Genomic DNA, 21148 nt, shown 5'->3' with positions numbered 1-21148 from the left:
AAAGGACAAATAATAAATGACAACCTTGCTGCAAAAATCGCCTATCCATCGTACTGTATTGAATAATGGTATTGTCGTGCTGGTGGCAGAAAATCCTGCTGCGGATATTATTGCAGCGCGAATCTTTGTACGTGCCGGTAGTTCTAACGAAAACCGGGAGCAAGCAGGGTTAGCACATTTGCTCTCAGCAGTGATGACCAAGGGATGCGATGGTCTTTCTAGTTTGGAAATTGCAGAAAAAGTCGAGTCTGTAGGAGCGAGTTTGAGTGCAGATGCCGGCACTGATTATTTTTTGCTATCTTTCAAAACTGTAACATCCGATTTTGGAGAAATTTTAACATTAGCAGGGCGAATTTTGCGATCGCCTACTTTCCCCGAAACTCAAGTGGAACTAGAACGGCGTTTAGCACTCCAAGATATTCGTTCCCAAAAAGAGCAACCGTTCAATGTCGCCTTTGAACAAATGCGGCAGGTAATATATCAAAATCATCCATACTCCATGTCGGTGCTGGGAGATGAAACCACTATGAGCCGCTTAACTCGTGCGGATTTAGTGGATTATCACCAAACTTATTTTCGTCCAGATAATGTAGTAATTAGTATTGCTGGTAGAGTCACAGCCACAGATGCAGCTGCGTTGGTAGAAGAAGTTTTTGCTGATTGGCAAGCACCAGCCCAAGCACTACCAATACTTAACTTACCTGAGATTAAGGTGGAACCACAGGTAAGGCTGAAGCCAGTACAAACACAACAATCAATTGTGATGCTTGGGTATTTAGGAACATCGGTGAGTTCTGTTGACTACGCCGCACTGAAGTTGCTGTGTACCTACTTGGGAAATGGGCTTTCTAGCCGCTTGTTTGTCGAATTGCGGGAAAAGCGCGGTTTAGCTTACGAAGTATCCGCCTTTTACTCCACAAGGCTATTTCCAGCCTCGTTTGTGGTTTACATGGGTACAGCACCAGAAAATACCAGCATTGCTTTAGAAGGACTGCGTACAGAAGTAGATTTATTGTCTACCACCGAAATAACCGAAAGCGCACTCAAAGCTGCTAAAAACAAGATACTAGGGCAGTACGCCTTAGGTAAACAAACGAACGGACAAATTGCTCAGATATACGGTTGGTATGAAATTTTGGGATTAGGAATTGATTTTGATACAAAGTTCCAAGAATTGATTGCGGCTGTGAGTGCTAAGGATGCCATCGCTTCAGCTCGTAAGTATTTAAAAGAGCCTTACTTGTCTTTAGTTGGTCAAGAAGAAGCAATTAATCGAGCGATCGCATAACTAAAAATGTAGAATCGTAAAATGCAGCAGCTGTTTTTTAAACCAAGCGGCTGTACTATTAGCATGAGAATATTCTGGGAGTAAATTCCATGCAAAGCAGCCTGACAGCAAGTATTTTGAGTTACTTAAAATTACTAGACCCAACTGTAAATCGCTGTAGAATGGAAAAACGGCCAAAGGGTCGGTGGCCACAGAGGTCTAAATCTTTATTAGCCATTGAAATACTCTTGTTCTCCACTACGCCTCTAATTATTGCCTCAACGGCTGTAGTATCAATAGCAGCGCCACAAAAAATTGCCCAAGTAAATCCTCAAGATAGCATCAACCGCCCTATCCTCAAAGTTGGTAGCCAAGGCGAACGTGTATCTGAGCTTCAAGCAGCTCTGAAACTTTTGGGTTTTTATTCTGGTGCCGTAGATGGTACATATAGTCAGAATACAGCCAATGCTGTTTCCCGGTTTAAACAAGCTGCTGGTTTGAATCCAGACGGCATTGTGGATGCCAGCACTTGGCAACGACTTTTCCCTAATCAACCAGTAGCAACATCAACCATCCCTTCATCCCAGCCAAGATTTAACTCAGCTAACAATTTTCCTGTTCCAACCCAGGCTAGCAACCTTACTAACGTTGCAAATCCCAACCCTCCAAGACAAGCTGTAACACAAGTTCCAACGACTAACCCTGAACCAAGACCTACTACCCCGAAAAAAGCTGTAACAAGAGTTGCAACTAGCCCTGAGCCAAGACCTGCTACCCCAAAAAAAGCTACAACTTCAAGCACACAAAAAACGCCGAATCGTAATACATCAACTACTCGAAAGTCAACTACACGCACTGGGCAAACTACTCGAACTCAGCCAAACACAACTACTAAGCGAACCCCTGGTATTCAATACACCTCAGAAGGAATGCCAATTTTGCGTAGAGGATTACGTGGTTCTGAAGTTGTTAAGTTGCAACAACAACTGAAAAAGCTTGGTTTATTAAAAGGTGATGCCGATGGAGACTTTGGCGAGACAACCGAAGCAGCTGTGAAAGCTGCACAAACGCGCTATGGTTTAGAAGCTGACGGTGTAGTTGGTGGCTCTACCTGGGAGGTTCTTTTGCGGCGTTAGCAACCAAAGGCGCGGGCAAAATGCTCTGAAGTTCTGACACTTATTTTTTGGAAATTCCAAGGTACAGAGGTTTTTCAACTTCGATAAACCTCTGTAGGGGTTTTGCGTTTCACAGCATTTTTTATGAATTTAATGCGGTACATCGTGCAATACGATAAAGATATACCAATTAAAAGTATCTCTCTATGCCAGCACTGAAAAATTACATTGCTTTTGGGCTGACAAAAAATGATGGCAACTTTAAGAGTCAAGCACAACGACACCTGATAGTGTTACAGATCACAACTGTAAGTAGTGAAATTAATTAAGCTTACTGCTAATTCCTCTAAAAAAACTTATGCAACACTTTTTATTAACTTGGCTCGGTACTGCGGTGGCGTTATTTCTGACTGCTAATATCGTTCCGGGATTCTTTATCAAGAATTTTGTCACTGCCTTGATAGCTGCCCTTGTTATTGGTCTGGTTAATGCATTTGTTAGACCAATTTTACAGATTTTGACCTTTCCAATTACCTTACTCACCTTTGGTTTATTTACATTGGTTATCAATGCTTTAACCCTTTGGTTGGCAAGTGCCTTAACTCCTGGTTCGGGTTTTGAGATTCAGGGCTTTTTACCTGCTTTGTTAGGTTCAATTGTGCTAGCTATTGTTTCTAGCGTAATTAACTATTTTTTGAGAGTTGTTGACTAGAAAAATTAGTAAATTACGCAATGTGCAACTATTCTTAAAACCCCTCTCCAAACCTCTCCCCGAAATGGAGAGAGGCTTTGATTTTTGCTCCCCTTCACTGGTAGGGAAGGGGCTGGGGGTTAGTTTTGAGAGAAACTTGCACACGGCGTTAAATTGTAATACTCATATTTGAGGCTTGGGCAACAGCTAGCGTTACCGCTCCTGGTTGCCCTTGTAGCTGGAAAATCTGTTTAGGAACTAAGAACCTTACTCCCAATCCTTCTGTGTTGTTAAAAGGGAAAGCAGTCAACAATGGAGTTTGAGTAGCTGCAAGAATAGCAGCTGCTTCTGCTACGCTAGGTGTACCTACTTTGTGGTCTGTAATTGTGGCAGGGTTGGGGACACAAACACAGCGAAGGATTTGGGCAGAAAAGGTTTTTAGGGGCAAATTGCGTAGGTTGCAAAGTTCTATTAAACCAACTTCCGAAGCTTTACTGTCAATGGTAGCAAAACCTGCGATCGCACTTTGAAAAAGTTGATTTTCTCGAAACACTTGCTCAATTGCTTGATCAATCAACTGCCATGAGGTTCCCCGCTTACAACCGATTCCTACCCATAAAACCTGTTGCACTTGGTGTATTTCCTTGTTCAATTCGTTAGGATTTGGTTTACTCCAACAGCCAGCCAAATAAATCTCCCACCGTCAGCCTCAACTCATTTGCAAAATCTGGGACAGGGAGTAAAGCTTCTAATTCATCTAACATAACGGGCTGTTGATTGCGGATGTAGACAAATACCGTTTGTTCTTCTGGGTCAATAAGCCAACCCATTTGTGTTTCATAATTCAGGCAATGCAGAATATTTTTTGTAACTTTCGTTTGTCTTTGATCAGGTGATAGAATCTCGATAGTCCAATCGGGAGCTGCTGAAAATAAATTTGCTACTCTGCCATTTTCTTTGCGAGGTATTCTCTCCCAAGTAAATACCGCTACATCCGGGATAATTGATCTGCCACCAAAAGTACACCGCAGTTCCGGATATGCTCGTGCAACTCTTTGGGGTTTCAATATAGAATTAATAAAAAGAATCAGTTCACCTTGAATAGTGCTATGTTCTCCCTGTGCCATTGGTTTTTGAATAATTTGACCATTGATGTATTCACTAGCAGGCTTAGTTTCTGGTAGCTTCAGAAACTCTGCCAAAGTTATGTTTTTTGATGGTGTCCGTACCATTTGCGATCGCCTCCAAGTCCAGCAATTCTGATTAAAAAACCGCAAAGTACGCAAAGAAAAAATTAGCTTAACTCTTACTCTGCGTACCTTTGCGCTACCTCAGCGTCACTTTGCGTTAAAAAAATTACATCCTCTCCAATACCTCAATTCCCAACAACTCTAATCCCAACTTCAGAGTTCTAGCAGTCAAATCACATAAAACCAAGCGTGATGTCCTCTGCGGTTCCTCCGCCTCCAACACCTGAACTCCCTGATTGCGATCGTAAAACTGGTTAAACTTTTTACTCAGTTCATACAAATACTCACATAAACGATTAGGCAGCAAATCTTGCTCTACATTACTAATAACTTCATCCAGTTGAAGTAAATATTTTGCTAGAGCTAATTCAGTTTCATGCTCTAACAAAACAGCATTGTTTCCCAACTCCTTAAAGTTAATATCGCCTTTGCGACTAATCCCCTGAATCCGCGCATAAGCATACAACATATAAGGCGCAGTATTACCTTTGAAATCCAGCATTTTGTCGTAGCTGAAAATGTAGTTACTGGTGCGGTTTTGGCTCAAGTCTGCATACTTAACTGCACTGATCCCAACTACCCTAGCAACTTCATTAATAAATTCTTCAGTTTCTTGACGTTCTTCTTCTTGTAATCTGGTTTTTAGGTCAGCATGGGCACGAGAAACAGCTTCATCTAATAAATCCCGTAACCGCACAGTATCCCCAGAACGAGTTTTGAACTTTTTACCATCTTCTCCTAACACCAACCCAAAGGGCACATGCACTAATTCCACATCATCAGGAATCCATCCAGCTTTGCGTGCAACTTGAAAAACTTGAGCAAAGTGGTTTCCTTGTCCAGCATCTGTTACATAAATTATCCGCTTTGCTTGATCCTGCCCAATCCGGTAGCGGAGGGATGCTAAATCTGTTGTGGCGTAGTTATAGCCGCCATCTGATTTCTGCACAATTAAAGGTAAAGGTTCACCTTCTCTATTTGTAAACCCTTCTAAGAAAACGCATTTTGCCCCTTGGTTTTCTACCAGTAAGCCAGATTTTTCTAAATCTTCCACAACTTGTGGTAGTAAGGGATTATAGAAAGATTCGCCCCGTTCAGTCAACTTGATATCTAGCAACTCATAAATTATTTGAAACTCATGCCGTGATTGTTCACACAGCAGTTTCCAAGCATGAAGTGTATCCTCTGCACCTGCTTGTAATCTGACGACTTCTTGACGTGCTGTTTCTTGAAAAGCTTCATCGGCATCAAAGCGCAATTTGGCTTTGCGGTAAAAAGAGACTAAATCACCAATATCTAAAGCATTAGCGGTGGTAAGTGCGTCTGGGTAAACTTCCCGCAGATAGGCAATTAACATGCCAAACTGTGTACCCCAATCACCTATATGATTTAACCGTAAAACATCATGTCCTTGAAATTCTAAAATCCGAGCGATGGAATCACCAATAATCGTAGAACGCAAGTGTCCAACGTGCATTTCTTTAGCAATATTCGGACTGGAAAAATCCACAATTTCCCGCTTGGGTGTTTTCGCGGCTGGAACTCCCAACCTTGTATCGGCTTGAATCTCGTTCAGTTGTGCTTCCAGATAGGCCGTTTTCAGTTTCAGATTGATAAATCCTGGGCCAGCAATTTCTGGCGGTTCGCAGATTTCGGATACATCTAGTTTCAGGGCGATCGCACCTGCGATCGCTCTTGGTTGCTTTCCTAACTTTTTACTCAGGGATAAAGCCACATTCGCCTGATAATCACCAAATTTAGGATTGCTAGCAGGAACCAAAATTGGATCTACTCCAGCAAAATCGGCGCCAAAAGCCGCAACTATTGCCTTCTCAAGCTGAACTTTTAGTTTTTCTTGTGTAGCGTTCATATATAAATTTTATCTGGGAGAGAGAATGTAGCTCTAGAAAAGCTTGATTATTAACTTTAGCATTTCATTTTGAGCCACTCGATTCATGAGAGATGTTTTTGTCCCTCTACTTAGCAATGCTGAAACCCACGACAAAATTACGGACAGAAATTACGACATAATGTCGTTTACTTTTCTTTCTCAATAAGACACTCTATCTGTATATAAATTTCACCTATACAGATAAGCGTTAGCATGAAAGTACGCGAAGTTATCAAATGACTAGAAGCTGATGGTTGGTATCTTGCCAGAACTAAAGGTAGTCATCCACAGTTCAAATATCCAGATAAATCCAGTACTGTAACAGTGTCTGGTAAACCAAATGTAGATATGCCAATTGGTACTCTTAAAAATATTTGGAGACAAGCTCAATTGGAGGAAGACTAATGCGTTATACAGTTGTGATTGAAAAGGGAGAAACTAGTTACGGCGCTTATATCCCTGATTTACCCGGTTGTGTAGCTGTGGGTGAAACTTTAGAAGAAGTCAAGCAGATGATTGCAGAAGCTATTAAATTTCATCTAGAAGGAATGTTAGAAGATGGTTTACCTATTCCTCAACCTACAAGCATCGCTCATGAGGTTGAAGTTGCAAACTACAGCAAAACATAATTATAGGAAACCACTAAATTAGTTCTAAACAATCCTTCTAGAATATTGAAGTCTATATGATGATGCGATCGCACCGCACTTTTAACTTACAATTTCACACCGGATACACAGCAGCTATTTGGTGTTGATGCTGGTGCTATAGTTTTTAAATAACAAATAGCACTAGCACCTTGTACTCCTGGCCGAACATAGGTATAAGCACTACACCTACTATCATTAACACAAGACTGCTGACAAACTGAAGCGAATGGTTCAATAGGAAATCGAGAGTAATCGCTACCTGCTCTATCTCTACCAAATTCAGCAGTTACGGTAAAACGTGAAATAGTGGTTGAGAGTGGACTCACTTGAGCTGTGGCAGGTTGAGCCAATGGGATCAAGTTTACAGCTGTACTAAAACCTAAAATTAGCAAAAGTACCAACCCAAAAAATATAATATTTCTTGGGAAAACAAAATTTTTCTTTGCATATCGCCAAGCTGTGACCATTTTGAATTTCATAAATCTCTCCTGGCTGCACAGTATTATTAGATGTGTATAGTACAGTTATTTGCTATAAAATACCAAAATTGTTAATAATTTCACATAATGAATTCACTGTGTGACTTGCAGCTACACAGTGAATTAGTGGCGTTTCTGAATTGAGGTATGAAAATGATTTTGCGTGATTTCAAAACTTTTGTAAAAACGTTATGTTGCAACGTCTCTACACCCAGATTCATACATTGTAATCAGCAATGCCGAATTAATTAGGCAAAGGAGATGAAAGAATCGAATTGTGTTGAAGCTTCTCTGCTTTTGCCCAAGCAAGGCACAACTGACGGAAACGATCGCCCCGCACCTCAAAATTCGGGTACTGGTCGAAACTCGCGCAAGCCGGAGATAGTAACACCACAGGCGCTTCATACTCCTTAGCTAATTCCGCCGCTCTAGGAACTGCCCTTTCCATTGTTTCCACAATATGGTAGGAATAATACCCCACCTCTTGGAGACGTTGGGCAAATTTGGGTGCAGCAGAGCCAATCAATAACACAGCAGCAGCTTTGTTTTGAATTTGTGCTAGCCAGCCAGTATCATCACCTGCTTTAGCTTCTCCACCAGCAATTAAAATCGCTGGACTTTTCACGGATGCTAAACCAACTTCGGCAGCATCATAGTTAGTAGCTTTACTATCGTTAATGAAATCAATACCTTCCCAAGTGCAGATATGCTCCAAACGATGAGCAACGCCAGGAAATTCCCGAATTGCAAGTGCGATCGCATCACGATTAATTCCTGCTAATCGTGCCGTTGCTACTGCCATCAAGAGATTTTGTTGGTTATGTTCTCCCACCATCCGCAAAGTGGATACTTTCACAATCGGTTCTGGTGCAGAGGTTGCAGTCAATTTTTCCACAACCCAGTCATCCTCGATGTAAAAGCCTTTTTCGCTAATCAGGAAATCTTTTCCTTTAACACTTGTCCAATAAGCATCAGGCCAAGCACTTAAACCTTGCTGCCTCAAGTAAGCATCATCGCCATTGAACACTTGCAATTCGGACTGACGCAACAGCTTGGCTTTGATGTTGTAATAATTCTCTAAAGTCTTATGGCGACTAAGATGATCCGGTGTGAAAGTCGTCCAAACACCGATACGCGGCGCAAGAGAACTCGAAGACTCTACTTGATAGCTGCTAATTTCCGCAATCACCCAATCGAGTGAAGGGTTAGGAGTAGAGACGCGATTAATCGCGTCTGTACAGGAATTATCAAATGCTCCCCCTGCTCCCTGCTCCCTGCCCCCTGCCCCTCTCCCCTTCCAAGATAGGGCTACATCACAAGCGGCGTAGCCAATATTACCGCAGGCGGGTGCATTTAAGCCTGCTGCTTGGAAAATGGCAGCAATTAAAGCTGTGGTAGTAGTTTTACCATTAGTGCCTGTAATTCCTACCCAAGGTAGCGAGCGCAAATTTCGCCAAGCAAGTTCCATTTCCCCAATGGTTTCAATACCTAATTGGCGTGCCTTGATTAATACCGGAATATCCCAAGGTACGCCAGGACTAACAACTATTAATTGGGGTAAATTAGCAGCATTCAATTCTAGGGATTGGCCTAGTTTTACGGTTATTTGCTCGGCAGCGAGTTCTTGTTGTTGTAGTAGGAGGGTTTCGGAGGTGTTGCTATCAGTTAGCTCTACCTCCCAACCTTCCCGTTTCAACAATCTCGCCGCAGCAATACCGGACTTTCCCAATCCAATTACAGTAGCTCTGGACATAGATTGCAGCAGAGTGTCCCTGGTTAAGCACTCCCTATACTAGCGTCTATTGGCAAAAATTACACAACTTTTTGTTGACTTACGCTACAGATTTTTGACGATCGCCCCAAAGTCAGCTAAAACACGGGCATGATTGCGAACTAATCCAAGTAAGTGCAATCGATTACGTTTGACTTCTAGATCGGAGTCCATAACTAATACGCTATCTGGCCCATCAAAGAAGTTACTAACTGTCGGAGCAATTTTTCCTAGTGCTGCTAATAACAGTTGATAATTTCGTGTCTGCTGTGCTGCTTGAGTTTGTGGTACTGATTCGATTAAGGCATTATACAAAGCGAGTTCAGAGGGCTTTTGGAATAATTCTTGACGGACTACGGTTGTCGGTTCTAGCTCTTTTGTATCCAAATCACCTTGAGCGGCTAATCGTGTGGAACGGTTAACGGTTTCGTAGATGTGATCTAAGCTACTTTCATTGCGGATTTGTTGTAAGTATAAGGCGCGATCGCGTACATCCAATAAATCTTTTAACGCCCGTTCTGTATATTCTGGATCATTTTCTCCCAAAACGGCATTTACTAGGTCGTAATCAATCTGCTTTTCTTCTTGTAGTAGAGTGCGGATGCGTTGTAAGAAAAACTCTTGCAATGCTGCGGTTAATGATGCTTGATCTTTGTGATATTTCGCGGCAAAATCTGTGGATATTTGCGCTAATAAATCATCTAGATTTATCGGCAAATTATAAAACCAAGTAATTTTAACTACAGCATTAGCCGCACGACGCAAGGCGAAGGGATCAGAGGAACCAGAGGGAATTAAACCTAAACCAAAGATACTTACTAAAGTATCTAATCTATCTGCCAAAGCGACAATTTGACCCGTGAGCGTTTCGGGGAAATTATCACTGGCTCCTGTGGGCAAATAATGTTGATAAATTGCCTTTGCTACTTCGGCGTCTTCACCACTGGCTAAGGCATATTTTTCGCCCATGATGCCTTGCAATTCAGGAAATTCATACACCATTTGAGTAACTAAATCTGCTTTACATAATAAAGCAGCACGTTGGATTCTTTGGCTTTGATTTTGGGCTAATTCTAATTGGGTGGCTATTAGCTCGGTGATTTTAACTATCCTATCTACCTTGGTACGCACCGAACCCAATTCTTCTTGGAAAGTGACTTTTTCCAGTTGCGGTAAAAAGCTATCTATTGGCTTAGTTAAATCAGCTTCGTAGAAAAATCTACCATCAGCTAATCTAGCACGAATTACTCTTTCATTCCCGACAGCAACAATATCTGATTTCTGGGGATCAGCGTTAGAAATGGTGATGAAATTAGGCAATAACTCTTGCTCAAAACTATCAGGTTTGAATACAGGGAAATAACGCTGATGAGTAACCATGACTTCAGTAATTACCTCAGTTGGTAATTCCAAAAATTCTGGTTCAAACTTACCGACAACTGCGGAAGGATATTCTACAAGGTTGGTTACTTCCTCTAATAAATCGGGGTAAATTACTGTATACCCGCCTAAATTCCCTGCTACTGTCTTTACTTGCTCTTTGATAATATTTGCCCGTTCTTCTGGGTCAACGGTCACAGATGCAGACTTGAGGGCGGTAACATAATCAGTAGCTTGAGCAATTGTCACAGGATCAGGATGTAAGACCCGATGACCTTGAGAAGTGCGATCGCTCTGAATCGTTTTAGAACCATTCACTAATTCTAGAGGTAGCACTGTTTGATCTAACAAAGCTACCAACCAGCGAATTGGTCGGGAAAACCTGGCATCTCCATTTCCCCAACGCATCAACCGCTTACCTTCTAAACCCCAAATCCATTGGGGAATAAGTTCTGTCAAAATTTCCGCCACAGGACGACCGGGGATTTTTTTTTGTACAAAAACAAATTCTCCTTTGTCAGTGGGACGAAGGAACAGCGCATCTATTTCCACACCTTGCTTTTTGGCAAAGCCGATAGCAGCAGCAGTAGGCTGACCATCTTTAAAGGCGGCTTGGGCGGGGGGCCCTTTAATTTCTTCTTCTCGGTCTACTTGCTGGGGTGGTAGACCTTTAATCACTACCGCCAAACGCCGGGGAGTACCGTACACCTGGACACTTTCGCCCTTAAGGCTGTTCGCTTCCAGGCTTTGGGGAATACGTTCCTGCCATTGCACTAAAGCATCACTGAGAAAACTTGCAGGTAGTTCTTCTGTACCAACTTCTAATAGAAACGCAGGCATATAATACTGTTTTCAACTTTGCGTAGCTCAACTTTATCAGTTATTCTCAAGCGATCGCTCGTGATTTTTAGTCAGCCTTGCCAGATATCTTTTGCTTGATAAAGTCGAGCTTAGGTTTGTTAGATAGATTTGGTATTTTATCCAAAACTTCATAAAAAAGTGTTGAGCTTCATGAATTTATTACATTTGTTACCTTACTTTTATGCGGTATTTACGGATAAATATTTATATCGTAAGCTTAATTGTGTTTAATGCATTGATATTTGCATTATTTCAACAAATTTTGGAGTTATGACCATGAAAAATATTTTCACCGAAATCGCCGCGATCGCAGCCACCAGTGCTGCTTTTAGTGTTGCGATTGCTGCTAACAACCCAGCCCAAGCTATTGAGTTAAACTTTAATTGGCAAGGTGATGCTGGTTATTCAGCAATAGGTTCATTTAGCTACGACGAAACTACAGCGCCTACAATTATTTCAGAAAGTGGTAGTGGAGCAACCAACTTTTTACAATCCTTGAATGTCTCCTTCTTAGACCCATCTAATAATCCTCTAGGAACTTATAGCACCGTTAGTGGTGGGGTGTCACAATCTGATTTCTTCGCTTTCAACTTTGATACTTCCACTCAAACACTGTTCGGCCCGTTTGATGTAGCAGGAGGGACGGGTGTAATTGGAGAATATTTCCTTCAGGGAACTATTGGCGACTCTTTGGTCTTCCGTCAGGATGTCGATCAACAGGGAACGTCAATCACACTAGATCAAAATTCTGGCTCTATTCAGGTATCCAAAGTTCCTGAACCTGCTTCTATGTTAGGTTTGCTAGCATTTGCTGCCTTGGGTGTAGGTTCATCTTTAAAGAAAAAGCAAGCCTCTTGCTAGAAATTAGGGCTTTCTAGTCAGAGCTTGCTCAATTTACTGAATCTCTATTCTAGCCCTACTAGTTCACTGAACTGGTAGGGCTATCATTAAAACTATTAATTCTCATCAAGGCTATGTGCCAGTTTAAAGGGCGGAATGTGGGTTATATGCACGAGCTTGAATATGATGGTAGAATCCCCCAAGTGTAAATTTACGCATTAATTAAGAAACAACCAGGACAAATATTCTCATAAATAACTAGAAACTAAAAACTATGCCTTGAAGAGGATGTTTTAAAAGGGTATTTTACTCTCATGGTGAACACAGCGAAGCATTTCAGTACATAACTGAAAGTTGATGTTTTCGTTATAGTTTATCCAGACCAGAACCAGAAATTATACTTTCTGGAACTTTTAAAACAACTTCTAAAAACCTAAGCTGTTTACACACAAAGATATTAGAATTTTTAATTGCATTATGCAGTATAAAAATTGTCTTTTAAAAGCAAAAAAAATTCATCAACAATGTTTAACGCACTGTTAATGAAGCAAATTTAAAAACTTAAATCATAAAAGTAGCAGCCTATACTGACTGACTATTAAGGAATAAATCCGATTATATCCGGGTATCTTCACAAAATTCATAAATAGCTCATGCACATACTGATTTATTCCTATAACTATCATCCAGAGCCGATTGGTATTGCTCCGTTGATGACTGAATTAGCAGAAGGACTAGTAAAGCGAGGTCACCAAGTGCGCGTGATTACGGGAATGCCCAACTATCCTCAGCGCGAAATTTATGATGAGTATCGGGGTAAGTGGTACACTACTGAACAAATAAATGGCGTCATCATTCAACGAAGTTATTTACGAATTAAGTCTAAACCTAATCTCCTAGATCGGCTGTTGCTGGAGTTGAGCTTTGTTTTCACAAGCTTACCCCAAATCTTTAAAGACAGACGCCCTGACGTGATTATTTTAACAGTTCCACCTCTTTTCGGTACTTTACCAGTAACAATATTTAGTTGGTTATATAACTGTCCAGTAGTTTTGAATGTGCAAGATATTCTACCAGATGCTGCGGTACGTATCGGGCTATTGAAGAACAAGTGGATGATCCGAACTCTTGCAGGTCTAGAAAAATTTGCATATCGGTCTGCACATACTATTAGTGTCATTGCCGATGGGTTTCGTGAGAATTTGGTGAATAAGGGAGTACCTACTAATAAAATCGTTTGTATTCCCAATTGGGTAAATGTAAATTTCATCTGCCCTGTACCAAAACAGAACAACTCCTGGATATCTAGCCATCAACTTAATGGAAAATTTGTAGTACTTTATTCGGGCAATATTGCTCTAACACAAGGTTTGGAAACAGTAATAGAAGCAGCAGTTTGCTTGCGTCATATAAAGGAGATTGTCTTTGTTATCGTTGGCGAAGCAACAGCATTGCAAAGGTTGCAGAAATATTGTCTTTTAAATGAAGCAGATAATGTTTTGCTGCTACCGTTGCAGCCGCGAGAAAAACTACCCGAAATGCTAGCAGCATCTGATGTAGGGTTGATTGTGCAAAAACGCAATGTGATTTCGTTCAATATGCCTTCAAAAATACCACTATTGTTGGCGAGTGGCCGCCCGATTGTGGGTTCAGTTCCCGCTACTGGTACTGCCGCAAAAGCAATAAAACTTAGTGGTGGTGGGATAATTGTTGAGCCAGAATCACCCGATGCAATGGCTGCTGCGGTGCATGATTTATATACTAATCCTACTCTAGGGACGAATCTAGGTAACGCAGGAAGACAGTTTGCCGAAGAAAACTATTCCTTGGAACAAGCACTTAATCGATATGAAGGGCTGCTTTCTCATATTGTTACTAACCAAAAGTCACTTCTAGGTATCTTGCCAAAATTAAACTCCAAGAAATCAGTTGTAGATGGTTGATATGGCTGGATAGTGGAGATTTTTTTCCAAAATGAGATGCTTCTGAATTAGCAAACATTAAGTAAGTCGGTACAATAGAACCAAACTATGTAAACAAAAGTAAATAAAGCTCAAACTCTTTCTCCCCCTGCTCCCTGCCCCCAGCAATAACTGCCTTATTGCAACAATAATTATTTACGCGCCGACCTACTTAAGCGGTTGAGAAAACAAAACCATAATTATGAAAAATTAAATCACCCATTCGGGTGAGTTGAAAATCAACCGATCGGGTGACCTAAGTGTAGGAAGTTGAGACTGCTCAAAAATAGGAATCTAGACAACACTGGTTAAATTGCACGTCGTTTCTTGATGAGGATAACTCGATGAAACTTGCAACGTTACTTAATAAAGCTGAGTTAATAGCATTGGCGTACTATTAGGTCGAAGCAAGCTACGCGCAGCGTGTTGCAGACAAGCTTCTCCAAGAGTTGGCATTGGTTCATACTTTTTTCTTCCTTAAGATCAGTATTCACTACTACTTAAGAGCGATAAACTCATCTGTAACTTATGCTAGTCTCGTGTTCTATGTGATTATAATGCAAGCAAGCACTTGCAAACGCTTATGGAAAACTTAGCATCAAGGACGGCACAAACTCATGCACGCTTGATCAAAGCAGCAACTCAAGTGTTTGCAAGAGCAGGTTTAACAAGAGTGATAACGCAAGAAATTGCTCGTGTTGCTGTGGTCAATGAGGTAACTTTATTTCGTCATTTCCAGACCAAAGAGCAGCTATTAGCTGCTGTGATTACGAAAGCGATGCCTTCGGCGGGCTACGCCTACGCTTTACAGACAGAAGCTGTAGCCCATCACAACAATTGGACTCAAGAGCTACACATTGAACTCAAGAATTATGCAAAGCTTTGCAACCAAATGATAGAGGAGCATGAAGACCTGATTCGGACATTTATTGAGGAAGCAAAGCGACATCCCCAAGCCACCCGTCTAATTTTATACAAGAATGACACATCGCTGCGCGAACAGCTAGTTGGGTACTTACAAAAGAATCAAGAGAAAGGCACGATGCCCTCAGATATAGATTTGAAAGCATCTGTGGATAGTTTTAAGGGTATGTTGCTTCACGGTATGTTGCGTTTTAGCCATATCCCCACTGCACTAGAATACAGTCGTGAATGCTACATAGAAACTTGTGTGAATTTATTTGTGCGTTACAGGAAGATAGCAAGTTCAGTTGATTCTTTTGTAACAAGATCAACCCTGTTTTATCTTTGAACTAAGGCACTGGGTTTATACTATCTAAAAAAGTTTTATAAATTACACCTTGAAAATGATTTTAGCTAAGTAATGTACAAAATATTCACAATATGCTGTGGAGCATTTATTCCAGGTGCTAGACAACGTAAGCGATCGCCCAGATATCCAAATATATATTTGTTACCAAAATCAAGAAAAAAAGGTTAAAAAGCTATTCAAATAATGCTTTTTTAGCGAAGAGTAGATTGCCCAAGTCTAAATCCACAAGACGAGAAACCAAATATTATGTCCAATTCTGAGTTCCCTGATTCTACCCTACCTATTGAAACACAACAGGATTCTGTTACTGATTCTAATCAAGAGTCGCAACCATTGTCAGAGCAATCGCCTAAGCCACCTAAAAAGCGGCGTTGGCCCTTGCTGTTGGGAATCATACTGTTAGTTGCAGGTGTTGGTATTGGTTGGCGCTGGTGGCAAACTAGTAATGCTAGCAATGCACCACCGGGCGGGCCTGCTGCTGGTCAACCGATGGCAATTCCCGTTAAGCTAGCAACTGTGCAAACTGAAACTGTGCAGGAAAGCTCAGAGTTTATTGGCTCCTTAGAGGCTCCACGGGCAGTAATCATCAAGCCGCAGGTTGATGGACGAATAACCCAGATTTTCATCCAAGAAGGCAACCGTGTTCAACAAGGGCAGGTTATTATTAGCTTAGAAAGTGATAATGTCCTAGCTCAATTATCACAAGCAAAAGCCGGATTACAACAAGCCCAAGCAAAGCTTGCTGAACTTATTGCAGGTACACGAAAAGAAGAAGTTGCCCAAGCTAGAGCGCAGTTAGCCCAAGCCCAAGCTAAATTTAGAGATGCCCAATCGGGATCACAACCACAAGAAATTGCTCAAGCTGAGGCTCAAATTCAGTCAGCTAAATCTGATGTAGAACTAGCACAATCAAGAGCCAAGCGATACACACAATTGAGAAAAGAGGGTGCTGTTTCCCAAGATACCTTAGAAGGATATGTCAAAGAACAGCAAAGTGCTGAAGCGGCCCTTGTCGTAGCCCAGAAACGCCTAGATCAACTCCGCCAAAGCAGAAATTCTAGTATCAATGAGCTAGCTGGCGCCCTAGAACAACAGAAACAAAACTTAAGGCAATTAGAAAATGGTTCGCGTCCAGAAGAAATTGCCCAAGCGCGATCGCAAGTAAGTCAAGCAGCAGCCCAAGTCCAAGCAGCCCAAGTGCAAGTGCAATACACTAAAGTCCTTGCACCTTTCACTGGCATTGTTGGTGATATTCCAGCAAAGGTGGGAGATTATGTGGAAAAAGCAGACCAGCTTACTACACTGACTAGAAATGACTCTTTAGAACTGAATATTTCCGTTCCCCTAGAAGAAGCCAAAAAGCTGCGCTTGGGATTACCAGTGCAAATGCTGAATGCCCAAGGCAAACCCGTAGCAAGGGGTAAGGTGAACTTCATCTCTCCAAATGCCAGTTCAGATTCGCAAACAGTTTTGGTAAAAGCCAACTTTGGTAATAATTCTAGAAGTCAACTGATCAATCGCCAGTCAGTCCAAACCAGAGTGATTTGGAACCAACGTCCAGGAATTTTAATTCCCGTTACAGCAGTATCTCGCCTGGGTGGAGAGACTTTTGTGTTTGTAGCTGAAGCACCAAAAGAAGAGAAAGCTGAAGCACCAGCAGAAAAGAAAACTGAAGTGCCAGCAGAAAAGAAAGCTGAAACACCGTCTTTAGTTGCTCAACAAAAACCTGTGAAATTAGGAGTTATTGAAGGGAATAATTATCAAGTTATCGAAGGATTAAAAGCTGGAGATAAAATTGTTGTTTCCGGTATTCTCAGTCTAACCAATGGCGCTCCCATTACTCCTGCACCGGAAGAAGTAGGTAGTCGCAAGCTTTAGTTGAAGATGGGAGATGAGAGAGTAAGGGGGCAAAGGGAGCAGGGGAGGCAGGGGAGGCAGGGGAGGCAGGGGAGACAAGGGGACAAGGGGACAAGGGGACTTAAATCAGAACTTGCAACAAGTGTTTCCCCTTGCGCCCAATGCTCAATGCCCCATGCCTAATACCAAATACCCAATGCCCAATTTTTTAAGCTATGTTTGTTGACTTCTTTAATTAAGCGGCCAATCTTTGCATCGGTCTGTGCGATCATCATCCTTTTAATAGGATTAATTAATATTCCCTCACTACCGATCGCTAGGTTCCCAGAAATTAGTCCCACCCAAATCAGTGTGACTTCCAACTATAGCGGAGCTAGTGCTGAAGTTGTAGAAAGTGGGGTGACAAATATTTTAGAAAGGCAAATCAACGGGGTTGAGGGACTAAGATATCTTACTTATAGTAGCAGTAACGATGGTACTAGTACCATTACAGCCACCTTTGATTCATCACGGGATAAAGATATTGCGGCTGGTCAAGTTATGAGCGATCGCTTACCTTTCTAACATGCATCAACAATTGCAGACAGAGGCAGTTCCCTTGGATGGAAAAACTGTTGCATATTCAACAAAATCTGAGGATTGAGTCTCTATTTTTGCTAGTTAATTTTATCCAATTGTAGCGGTAGTTTATCACCCTTTATAACTGCCGCTACATATCATATCGTGTCCGGTTAAAGACTTATCATTTAAACCGCAGGAGGAAAGAGGCTTTTGCGCTTTTTGCATAGATGCGGGAATTATAACTAATTAGGCGGACATGATATTAGACATCTCCATAAATTAATTATGCGTTACTCAAACCCTTGTAGAGACGTTGCAATACAACGTCTCTACATTCATTGTCGCAGATGTCTATTGTAAAATAAAGTTTTAATTGTTGTGCCGCCGCTTTTGTAATTAGCTTAGTACAGCTGTGAAGGTATTAATAATTCAGGTAAAATCCCTTTCTATACAGAGCTTATAGATGACAGTGGTAAGACCATCAGGGGTGTTTTCTGTGCCGACCCAGTTTCTCAATCAATTCCCGAATCTACTTCTATATTCGGTCTACTAGCTTTTGGCGCTTTAGGCACTGGTTTAAATCTTAGGAATGAGGATTAAATAAGATCCAGAAATAGGTTATGCAATAATTAGCTGAATCTGTACTAAGCTATCTATCTTTAAACGTATATTGAAAGTTTGAGATTACACACGATATACTTTTATATTACAAAACCATCTATTGTTTTAAAAGGACTCTGACAATACTCTGATAGATTTCTGAAATAAGGAACCACTGGCTAGGAAATGTGTTGAGTGCGATCGCAATAAAGCAGATGACAAAAACGCTGTTGCTGGTGTATTGCCTAGCTTACATCCAAGAGTAGGAGCATCATACTCTGCGGCAAAATTATCACCAATCAAACACCAGAGTTATCAAGGAGTCAAAGCCAAGTGAATCCCAATGACAGCAACATTAACAAACCATCTCTAGAAATCAACGCTTCTCGCCAGTTTACCCCTTGGCTGTATGAGCAAAACCTGAGTTTGTCCTTCACTACCTATCAAGCGGGGAAGTTATTCTTTATCGGCTTGCAACCAAACGGCAAATTATCTGTATTTGAACGTAGCTTTGAGCGGTGCATGGGATTATATGCCAATGGCAATAGCCTCTACATGAGTTCCCTGTATCAACTGTGGCGATTTGAAAACATCATCCAACCCGGACAAAACCACCAAGGCTACGATGCTCTTTATTTGCCTCAGCTGAGTTATGTGACGGGAGATTTGGATATTCACGACATCGCTTTGAGTAAAGCAGAAGAAAAAGATTTAGATTCACAAAAATTAGTATTTGTCAATACCTTATTTAGTTGTTTGGCAACAGTTAGCGAAACCCACAGTTTCGTTCCCTTGTGGAAGCCAAACTTTCTCAGCAAGCTAGCGGCGGAGGATAGATGTCACCTGAATGGGTTGGCAATGCAACAAGGAAAACCTAAATACGTCACCGTCGTTAGCCAGTCAGATGTAGCAGAAGGCTGGCGGGAACATCGGGCAAATGGCGGCTGTGTCATTGACGTAGAAAGCAATGAAATTGTATTGCGCGGATTATCCATGCCCCACTCCCCACGATGGCATCAGGAAAAACTCTGGCTGCTCAACTCAGGCGCGGGAGAGTTTGGCTTTGTCGATTTAAAGCGGGGAGTGTTTGAGCCAGTGGCTTTCTGTCCGGGATATCTGCGCGGTTGTGCATTTCATGGCGACTTTGCAATAGTGGGAATTTCGCAACCCAGGCATAATAAGACCTTTAGCGGCTTGCCTCTAGACGATAAATTGCAACAAAAAAACGTTGAGCCTCGCTGTGGGTTACTAGTGATTGATCTAAGAAGCGGCGATATTGTCCATTCCTTGCGAATGGAGGGGGTAGTTCTGGAATTGTACGACGTAGTAGCACTTTTGGGGGTACGTCGTCCAATGGCGATCGGGTTTCGCAGCGACGAAGTTCGGCGGGTAGTAACGGTGGGATGAGAAGTAATTCAAAATTCACAATTTAAGAGGAATCATAAACAATGGCACCTAATCCAGCAGTTTTCAACCTTTCTGACATTAACGGGAACAATGGTTTTGCGATCGCTGGCTCTAATCTTGGAAAATCTGTTAGTAGTGCCGGAGACATCAATGGTGACGGTTTCGATGACCTGATTATTGGGGCAGAGTATGCCGGCGATTTGAGTAGGCAGGGGCAGACCTATGTGGTGTTTGGCAAGAGCAGTGACTTTGAAGCAAGCTTCAACCTGTCCACCCTCAACGGCAGCAACGGCTTCATACTCAACGGCGTTTATGCATATAACTTTTCAGGTTTCTCCGTCGATAGTGGCAAAGATGTCAACGGTGACGGCTTCGATGACTTAATTATTGGGGCATTCTCTGCCTCCTCTAACAACAACGCTGGTTCTGGACAGAGCTATGTGGTATTTGGCAGCAGCAGTGGCTTTGAAGCAAGCCTCAACCTGTCCACCCTCAACGGCAGCAATGGCTTCATCCTCAACGGCGTTAATATAAATGACTACTCAGGCAGCTCAGTTAGTAATGTTGGAGATATCAACGGTGATGGCTTGGATGACCTGATTATTGGGGCAGACCTTCAATCAACTAAGTTTCGCTGGTAACAACATCATAGTGACTGCTACTGATGAAATCTTGGCAACGCTAACTGGCATTAGTACCACAACGCTCACTGCCGCTAATTTCACTATTCTCTAATATTAAGGGAAGCAAGACCTTGCTCCCCTTAAAAACTAATAATTACTAGATAGCAATACGTTTGAGTTAAGGCTAAAACTCTTTATCAAAGTCAAATTTTTTAACGAACCGCAGAGGCACATAAAGAACAGAGAGAAGAAAAAATACTTATAAATATCACAGTTAGTAACAGAAACTACAAATCTTTTATAAGCTATAATTCGACACCTCAATGCCATACTACCCGATTTACTAATAAGCTACCGAGTTAAGATTTTGGATGGTAATGCGATCGCTTCTAAAAATCTTTGTAACAGATGAATTGACTGTAAAGGCGCAGATTTGTACGCTTTTAATCAATGTGTACCATGAATATTGTGAAATCGTATAACTTCTCACGAGATGGGAAATCAGAAAAATGGTGTGTGCAATTTCAGTATTAAAGCGGAAATAACATAAACTTACTTACTGAAATTCCGCAATTGCCACCAGGACAAGTGCAAAAACGCAGTGTAGCCTTTAACTAGAAAAACAACATCAGGCAATTGTTAAACAAAATGCCAACTCTCACCACTAAACT

Annotated in this window: 17 protein-coding genes and 2 pseudogenes; 12 read left to right on the top strand and 7 right to left on the bottom strand. The window is 41.6% G+C overall.

The window, feature by feature from the left end; all coding sequences use genetic code 11:
• Positions 1–16 precede the first annotated feature (16 nt).
• From RMZ43_RS28365 to RMZ43_RS28355, 3 genes are all read left to right on the top strand, one after another.
• A complete protein-coding gene (locus RMZ43_RS28365; RefSeq protein ID WP_322649536.1) occupies positions 17–1288 on the top strand; it encodes a M16 family metallopeptidase in 1272 nt (423 codons plus the stop codon).
• An 89-nt stretch (positions 1289–1377) separates the two neighbouring features.
• Positions 1378–2403 carry a peptidoglycan-binding domain-containing protein gene (locus tag RMZ43_RS28360; RefSeq protein ID WP_322654190.1) on the top strand — a complete coding sequence of 342 codons (1026 nt, stop codon included), beginning with the start codon at positions 1378–1380 and terminating at the stop codon, positions 2401–2403.
• Positions 2404–2740: 337 nt separating this feature from the next.
• On the top strand, positions 2741–3094 hold the full coding sequence (locus RMZ43_RS28355; RefSeq protein WP_229554549.1) for a phage holin family protein: 354 nt from the start codon (positions 2741–2743) through the stop codon (positions 3092–3094).
• Positions 3095–3242: 148 nt separating this feature from the next.
• On the opposite strand, the gene RMZ43_RS28350 is transcribed toward RMZ43_RS28355, so the two are convergent.
• The 3 genes from RMZ43_RS28350 to argS form a co-directional block, all read right to left on the bottom strand.
• Complete coding sequence (locus tag RMZ43_RS28350; protein WP_322654191.1) at positions 3243–3704, bottom strand: cobalamin biosynthesis protein; 462 nt, start codon at positions 3702–3704, stop codon at positions 3243–3245.
• Between the two features lie 37 nt (positions 3705–3741).
• Complete coding sequence (locus RMZ43_RS28345; RefSeq protein WP_322654192.1) at positions 3742–4305, bottom strand: Uma2 family endonuclease; 564 nt, start codon at positions 4303–4305, stop codon at positions 3742–3744.
• A gap of 124 nt (positions 4306–4429) precedes the next feature.
• Positions 4430–6193: an arginine--tRNA ligase gene (gene argS / locus RMZ43_RS28340; protein WP_322654193.1), complete on the bottom strand. Its 1764-nt coding sequence runs from the start codon at positions 6191–6193 to the stop codon at positions 4430–4432.
• Between the two features lie 321 nt (positions 6194–6514).
• Here argS and RMZ43_RS28335 point away from each other — a divergent pair.
• Positions 6515–6619: pseudogene (locus RMZ43_RS28335) on the top strand (type II toxin-antitoxin system HicA family toxin); the annotation flags it as partial.
• The gene (locus tag RMZ43_RS28330) at positions 6619–6843 is read left to right on the top strand and encodes a type II toxin-antitoxin system HicB family antitoxin (protein WP_322654194.1); all 225 of its coding nucleotides are present in this window, start codon (positions 6619–6621) and stop codon (positions 6841–6843) included. The pseudogene RMZ43_RS28335 and the gene RMZ43_RS28330, both read left to right, overlap by 1 nt.
• Positions 6844–6929: 86 nt before the next feature.
• Here the strand turns inward: RMZ43_RS28330 and RMZ43_RS28325 are convergent, their stop codons facing one another.
• The 3 genes from RMZ43_RS28325 to glyS form a co-directional block, all read right to left on the bottom strand.
• The gene (locus RMZ43_RS28325) at positions 6930–7343 is read right to left on the bottom strand and encodes a PAN domain-containing protein (protein ID WP_322654195.1); all 414 of its coding nucleotides are present in this window, start codon (positions 7341–7343) and stop codon (positions 6930–6932) included.
• A gap of 244 nt (positions 7344–7587) precedes the next feature.
• Entirely contained in the window at positions 7588–9096 is a 1509-nt protein-coding gene (murD, locus tag RMZ43_RS28320; RefSeq protein ID WP_322654196.1) for a UDP-N-acetylmuramoyl-L-alanine--D-glutamate ligase, read from the bottom strand.
• Positions 9097–9180: 84 nt separating this feature from the next.
• A complete protein-coding gene (glyS, locus tag RMZ43_RS28315; RefSeq protein WP_322654197.1) occupies positions 9181–11334 on the bottom strand; it encodes a glycine--tRNA ligase subunit beta in 2154 nt (717 codons plus the stop codon).
• A 297-nt stretch (positions 11335–11631) separates the two neighbouring features.
• Between glyS and RMZ43_RS28310 the strand changes: the two genes are divergently transcribed.
• The 5 genes and pseudogenes from RMZ43_RS28310 to RMZ43_RS28290 form a co-directional block, all read left to right on the top strand.
• Complete coding sequence (locus tag RMZ43_RS28310; RefSeq protein WP_322654198.1) at positions 11632–12216, top strand: PEP-CTERM sorting domain-containing protein; 585 nt, start codon at positions 11632–11634, stop codon at positions 12214–12216.
• A 632-nt stretch (positions 12217–12848) separates the two neighbouring features.
• Positions 12849–14138 carry a glycosyltransferase family 4 protein gene (locus tag RMZ43_RS28305; protein ID WP_322649525.1) on the top strand — a complete coding sequence of 430 codons (1290 nt, stop codon included), beginning with the start codon at positions 12849–12851 and terminating at the stop codon, positions 14136–14138.
• A gap of 601 nt (positions 14139–14739) precedes the next feature.
• Positions 14740–15408: a TetR/AcrR family transcriptional regulator gene (locus tag RMZ43_RS28300; protein WP_322649524.1), complete on the top strand. Its 669-nt coding sequence runs from the start codon at positions 14740–14742 to the stop codon at positions 15406–15408.
• Positions 15409–15675: 267 nt separating this feature from the next.
• Positions 15676–17307 (top strand): efflux RND transporter periplasmic adaptor subunit, encoded by a 1632-nt coding sequence (locus RMZ43_RS28295; RefSeq protein ID WP_322649523.1) that lies wholly within the window; start codon positions 15676–15678, stop codon positions 17305–17307.
• A 194-nt stretch (positions 17308–17501) separates the two neighbouring features.
• Positions 17502–17832: pseudogene (locus tag RMZ43_RS28290) on the top strand (efflux RND transporter permease subunit); the annotation flags it as partial.
• A 741-nt stretch (positions 17833–18573) separates the two neighbouring features.
• Here the strand turns inward: RMZ43_RS28290 and RMZ43_RS28285 are convergent.
• Complete coding sequence (locus RMZ43_RS28285; protein WP_322649522.1) at positions 18574–18750, bottom strand: hypothetical protein; 177 nt, start codon at positions 18748–18750, stop codon at positions 18574–18576.
• Between the two features lie 30 nt (positions 18751–18780).
• Here RMZ43_RS28285 and RMZ43_RS28280 point away from each other — a divergent pair, with 30 nt between their 5' ends.
• Both RMZ43_RS28280 and RMZ43_RS28275 read left to right on the top strand, forming a co-directional pair.
• On the top strand, positions 18781–19854 hold the full coding sequence (locus tag RMZ43_RS28280) for a TIGR03032 family protein (protein WP_322649521.1): 1074 nt from the start codon (positions 18781–18783) through the stop codon (positions 19852–19854).
• Positions 19855–19895: 41 nt separating this feature from the next.
• On the top strand, positions 19896–20495 hold the full coding sequence (locus RMZ43_RS28275) for an integrin alpha (protein ID WP_322649520.1): 600 nt from the start codon (positions 19896–19898) through the stop codon (positions 20493–20495).
• Positions 20496–21148: the final 653 nt, after the last annotated feature.

The sequence above is a fragment of the Nostoc sp. CmiVER01 genome (assembly GCF_034531135.2).
In the GTDB taxonomy this organism is placed as follows: Bacteria; Cyanobacteriota; Cyanobacteriia; order Cyanobacteriales; family Nostocaceae; genus Nostoc.
Note: the sequence above shows the minus strand (reverse complement) of the source record. Positions and strands in the feature narration are given on the sequence as shown.

Coding starts and splice junctions, on each gene's coding strand:
- RMZ43_RS28305 (WP_322649525.1), top strand. CDS start 12,849: ATGCACATACTGATTTATTCCTATAACTATCATCCAGAGCCGATTGGT.
- RMZ43_RS28275 (WP_322649520.1), top strand. CDS start 19,896: ATGGCACCTAATCCAGCAGTTTTCAACCTTTCTGACATTAACGGGAAC.
- RMZ43_RS28295 (WP_322649523.1), top strand. CDS start 15,676: ATGTCCAATTCTGAGTTCCCTGATTCTACCCTACCTATTGAAACACAA.
- murD (WP_322654196.1), bottom strand. CDS start 9,096: ATGTCCAGAGCTACTGTAATTGGATTGGGAAAGTCCGGTATTGCTGCG.
- glyS (WP_322654197.1), bottom strand. CDS start 11,334: ATGCCTGCGTTTCTATTAGAAGTTGGTACAGAAGAACTACCTGCAAGT.
- RMZ43_RS28300 (WP_322649524.1), top strand. CDS start 14,740: ATGGAAAACTTAGCATCAAGGACGGCACAAACTCATGCACGCTTGATC.
- RMZ43_RS28355 (WP_229554549.1), top strand. CDS start 2,741: ATGCAACACTTTTTATTAACTTGGCTCGGTACTGCGGTGGCGTTATTT.
- RMZ43_RS28345 (WP_322654192.1), bottom strand. CDS start 4,305: ATGGTACGGACACCATCAAAAAACATAACTTTGGCAGAGTTTCTGAAG.
- RMZ43_RS28365 (WP_322649536.1), top strand. CDS start 17: ATGACAACCTTGCTGCAAAAATCGCCTATCCATCGTACTGTATTGAAT.
- RMZ43_RS28330 (WP_322654194.1), top strand. CDS start 6,619: ATGCGTTATACAGTTGTGATTGAAAAGGGAGAAACTAGTTACGGCGCT.
- RMZ43_RS28310 (WP_322654198.1), top strand. CDS start 11,632: ATGAAAAATATTTTCACCGAAATCGCCGCGATCGCAGCCACCAGTGCT.
- RMZ43_RS28360 (WP_322654190.1), top strand. CDS start 1,378: ATGCAAAGCAGCCTGACAGCAAGTATTTTGAGTTACTTAAAATTACTA.
- RMZ43_RS28325 (WP_322654195.1), bottom strand. CDS start 7,343: ATGAAATTCAAAATGGTCACAGCTTGGCGATATGCAAAGAAAAATTTT.
- argS (WP_322654193.1), bottom strand. CDS start 6,193: ATGAACGCTACACAAGAAAAACTAAAAGTTCAGCTTGAGAAGGCAATA.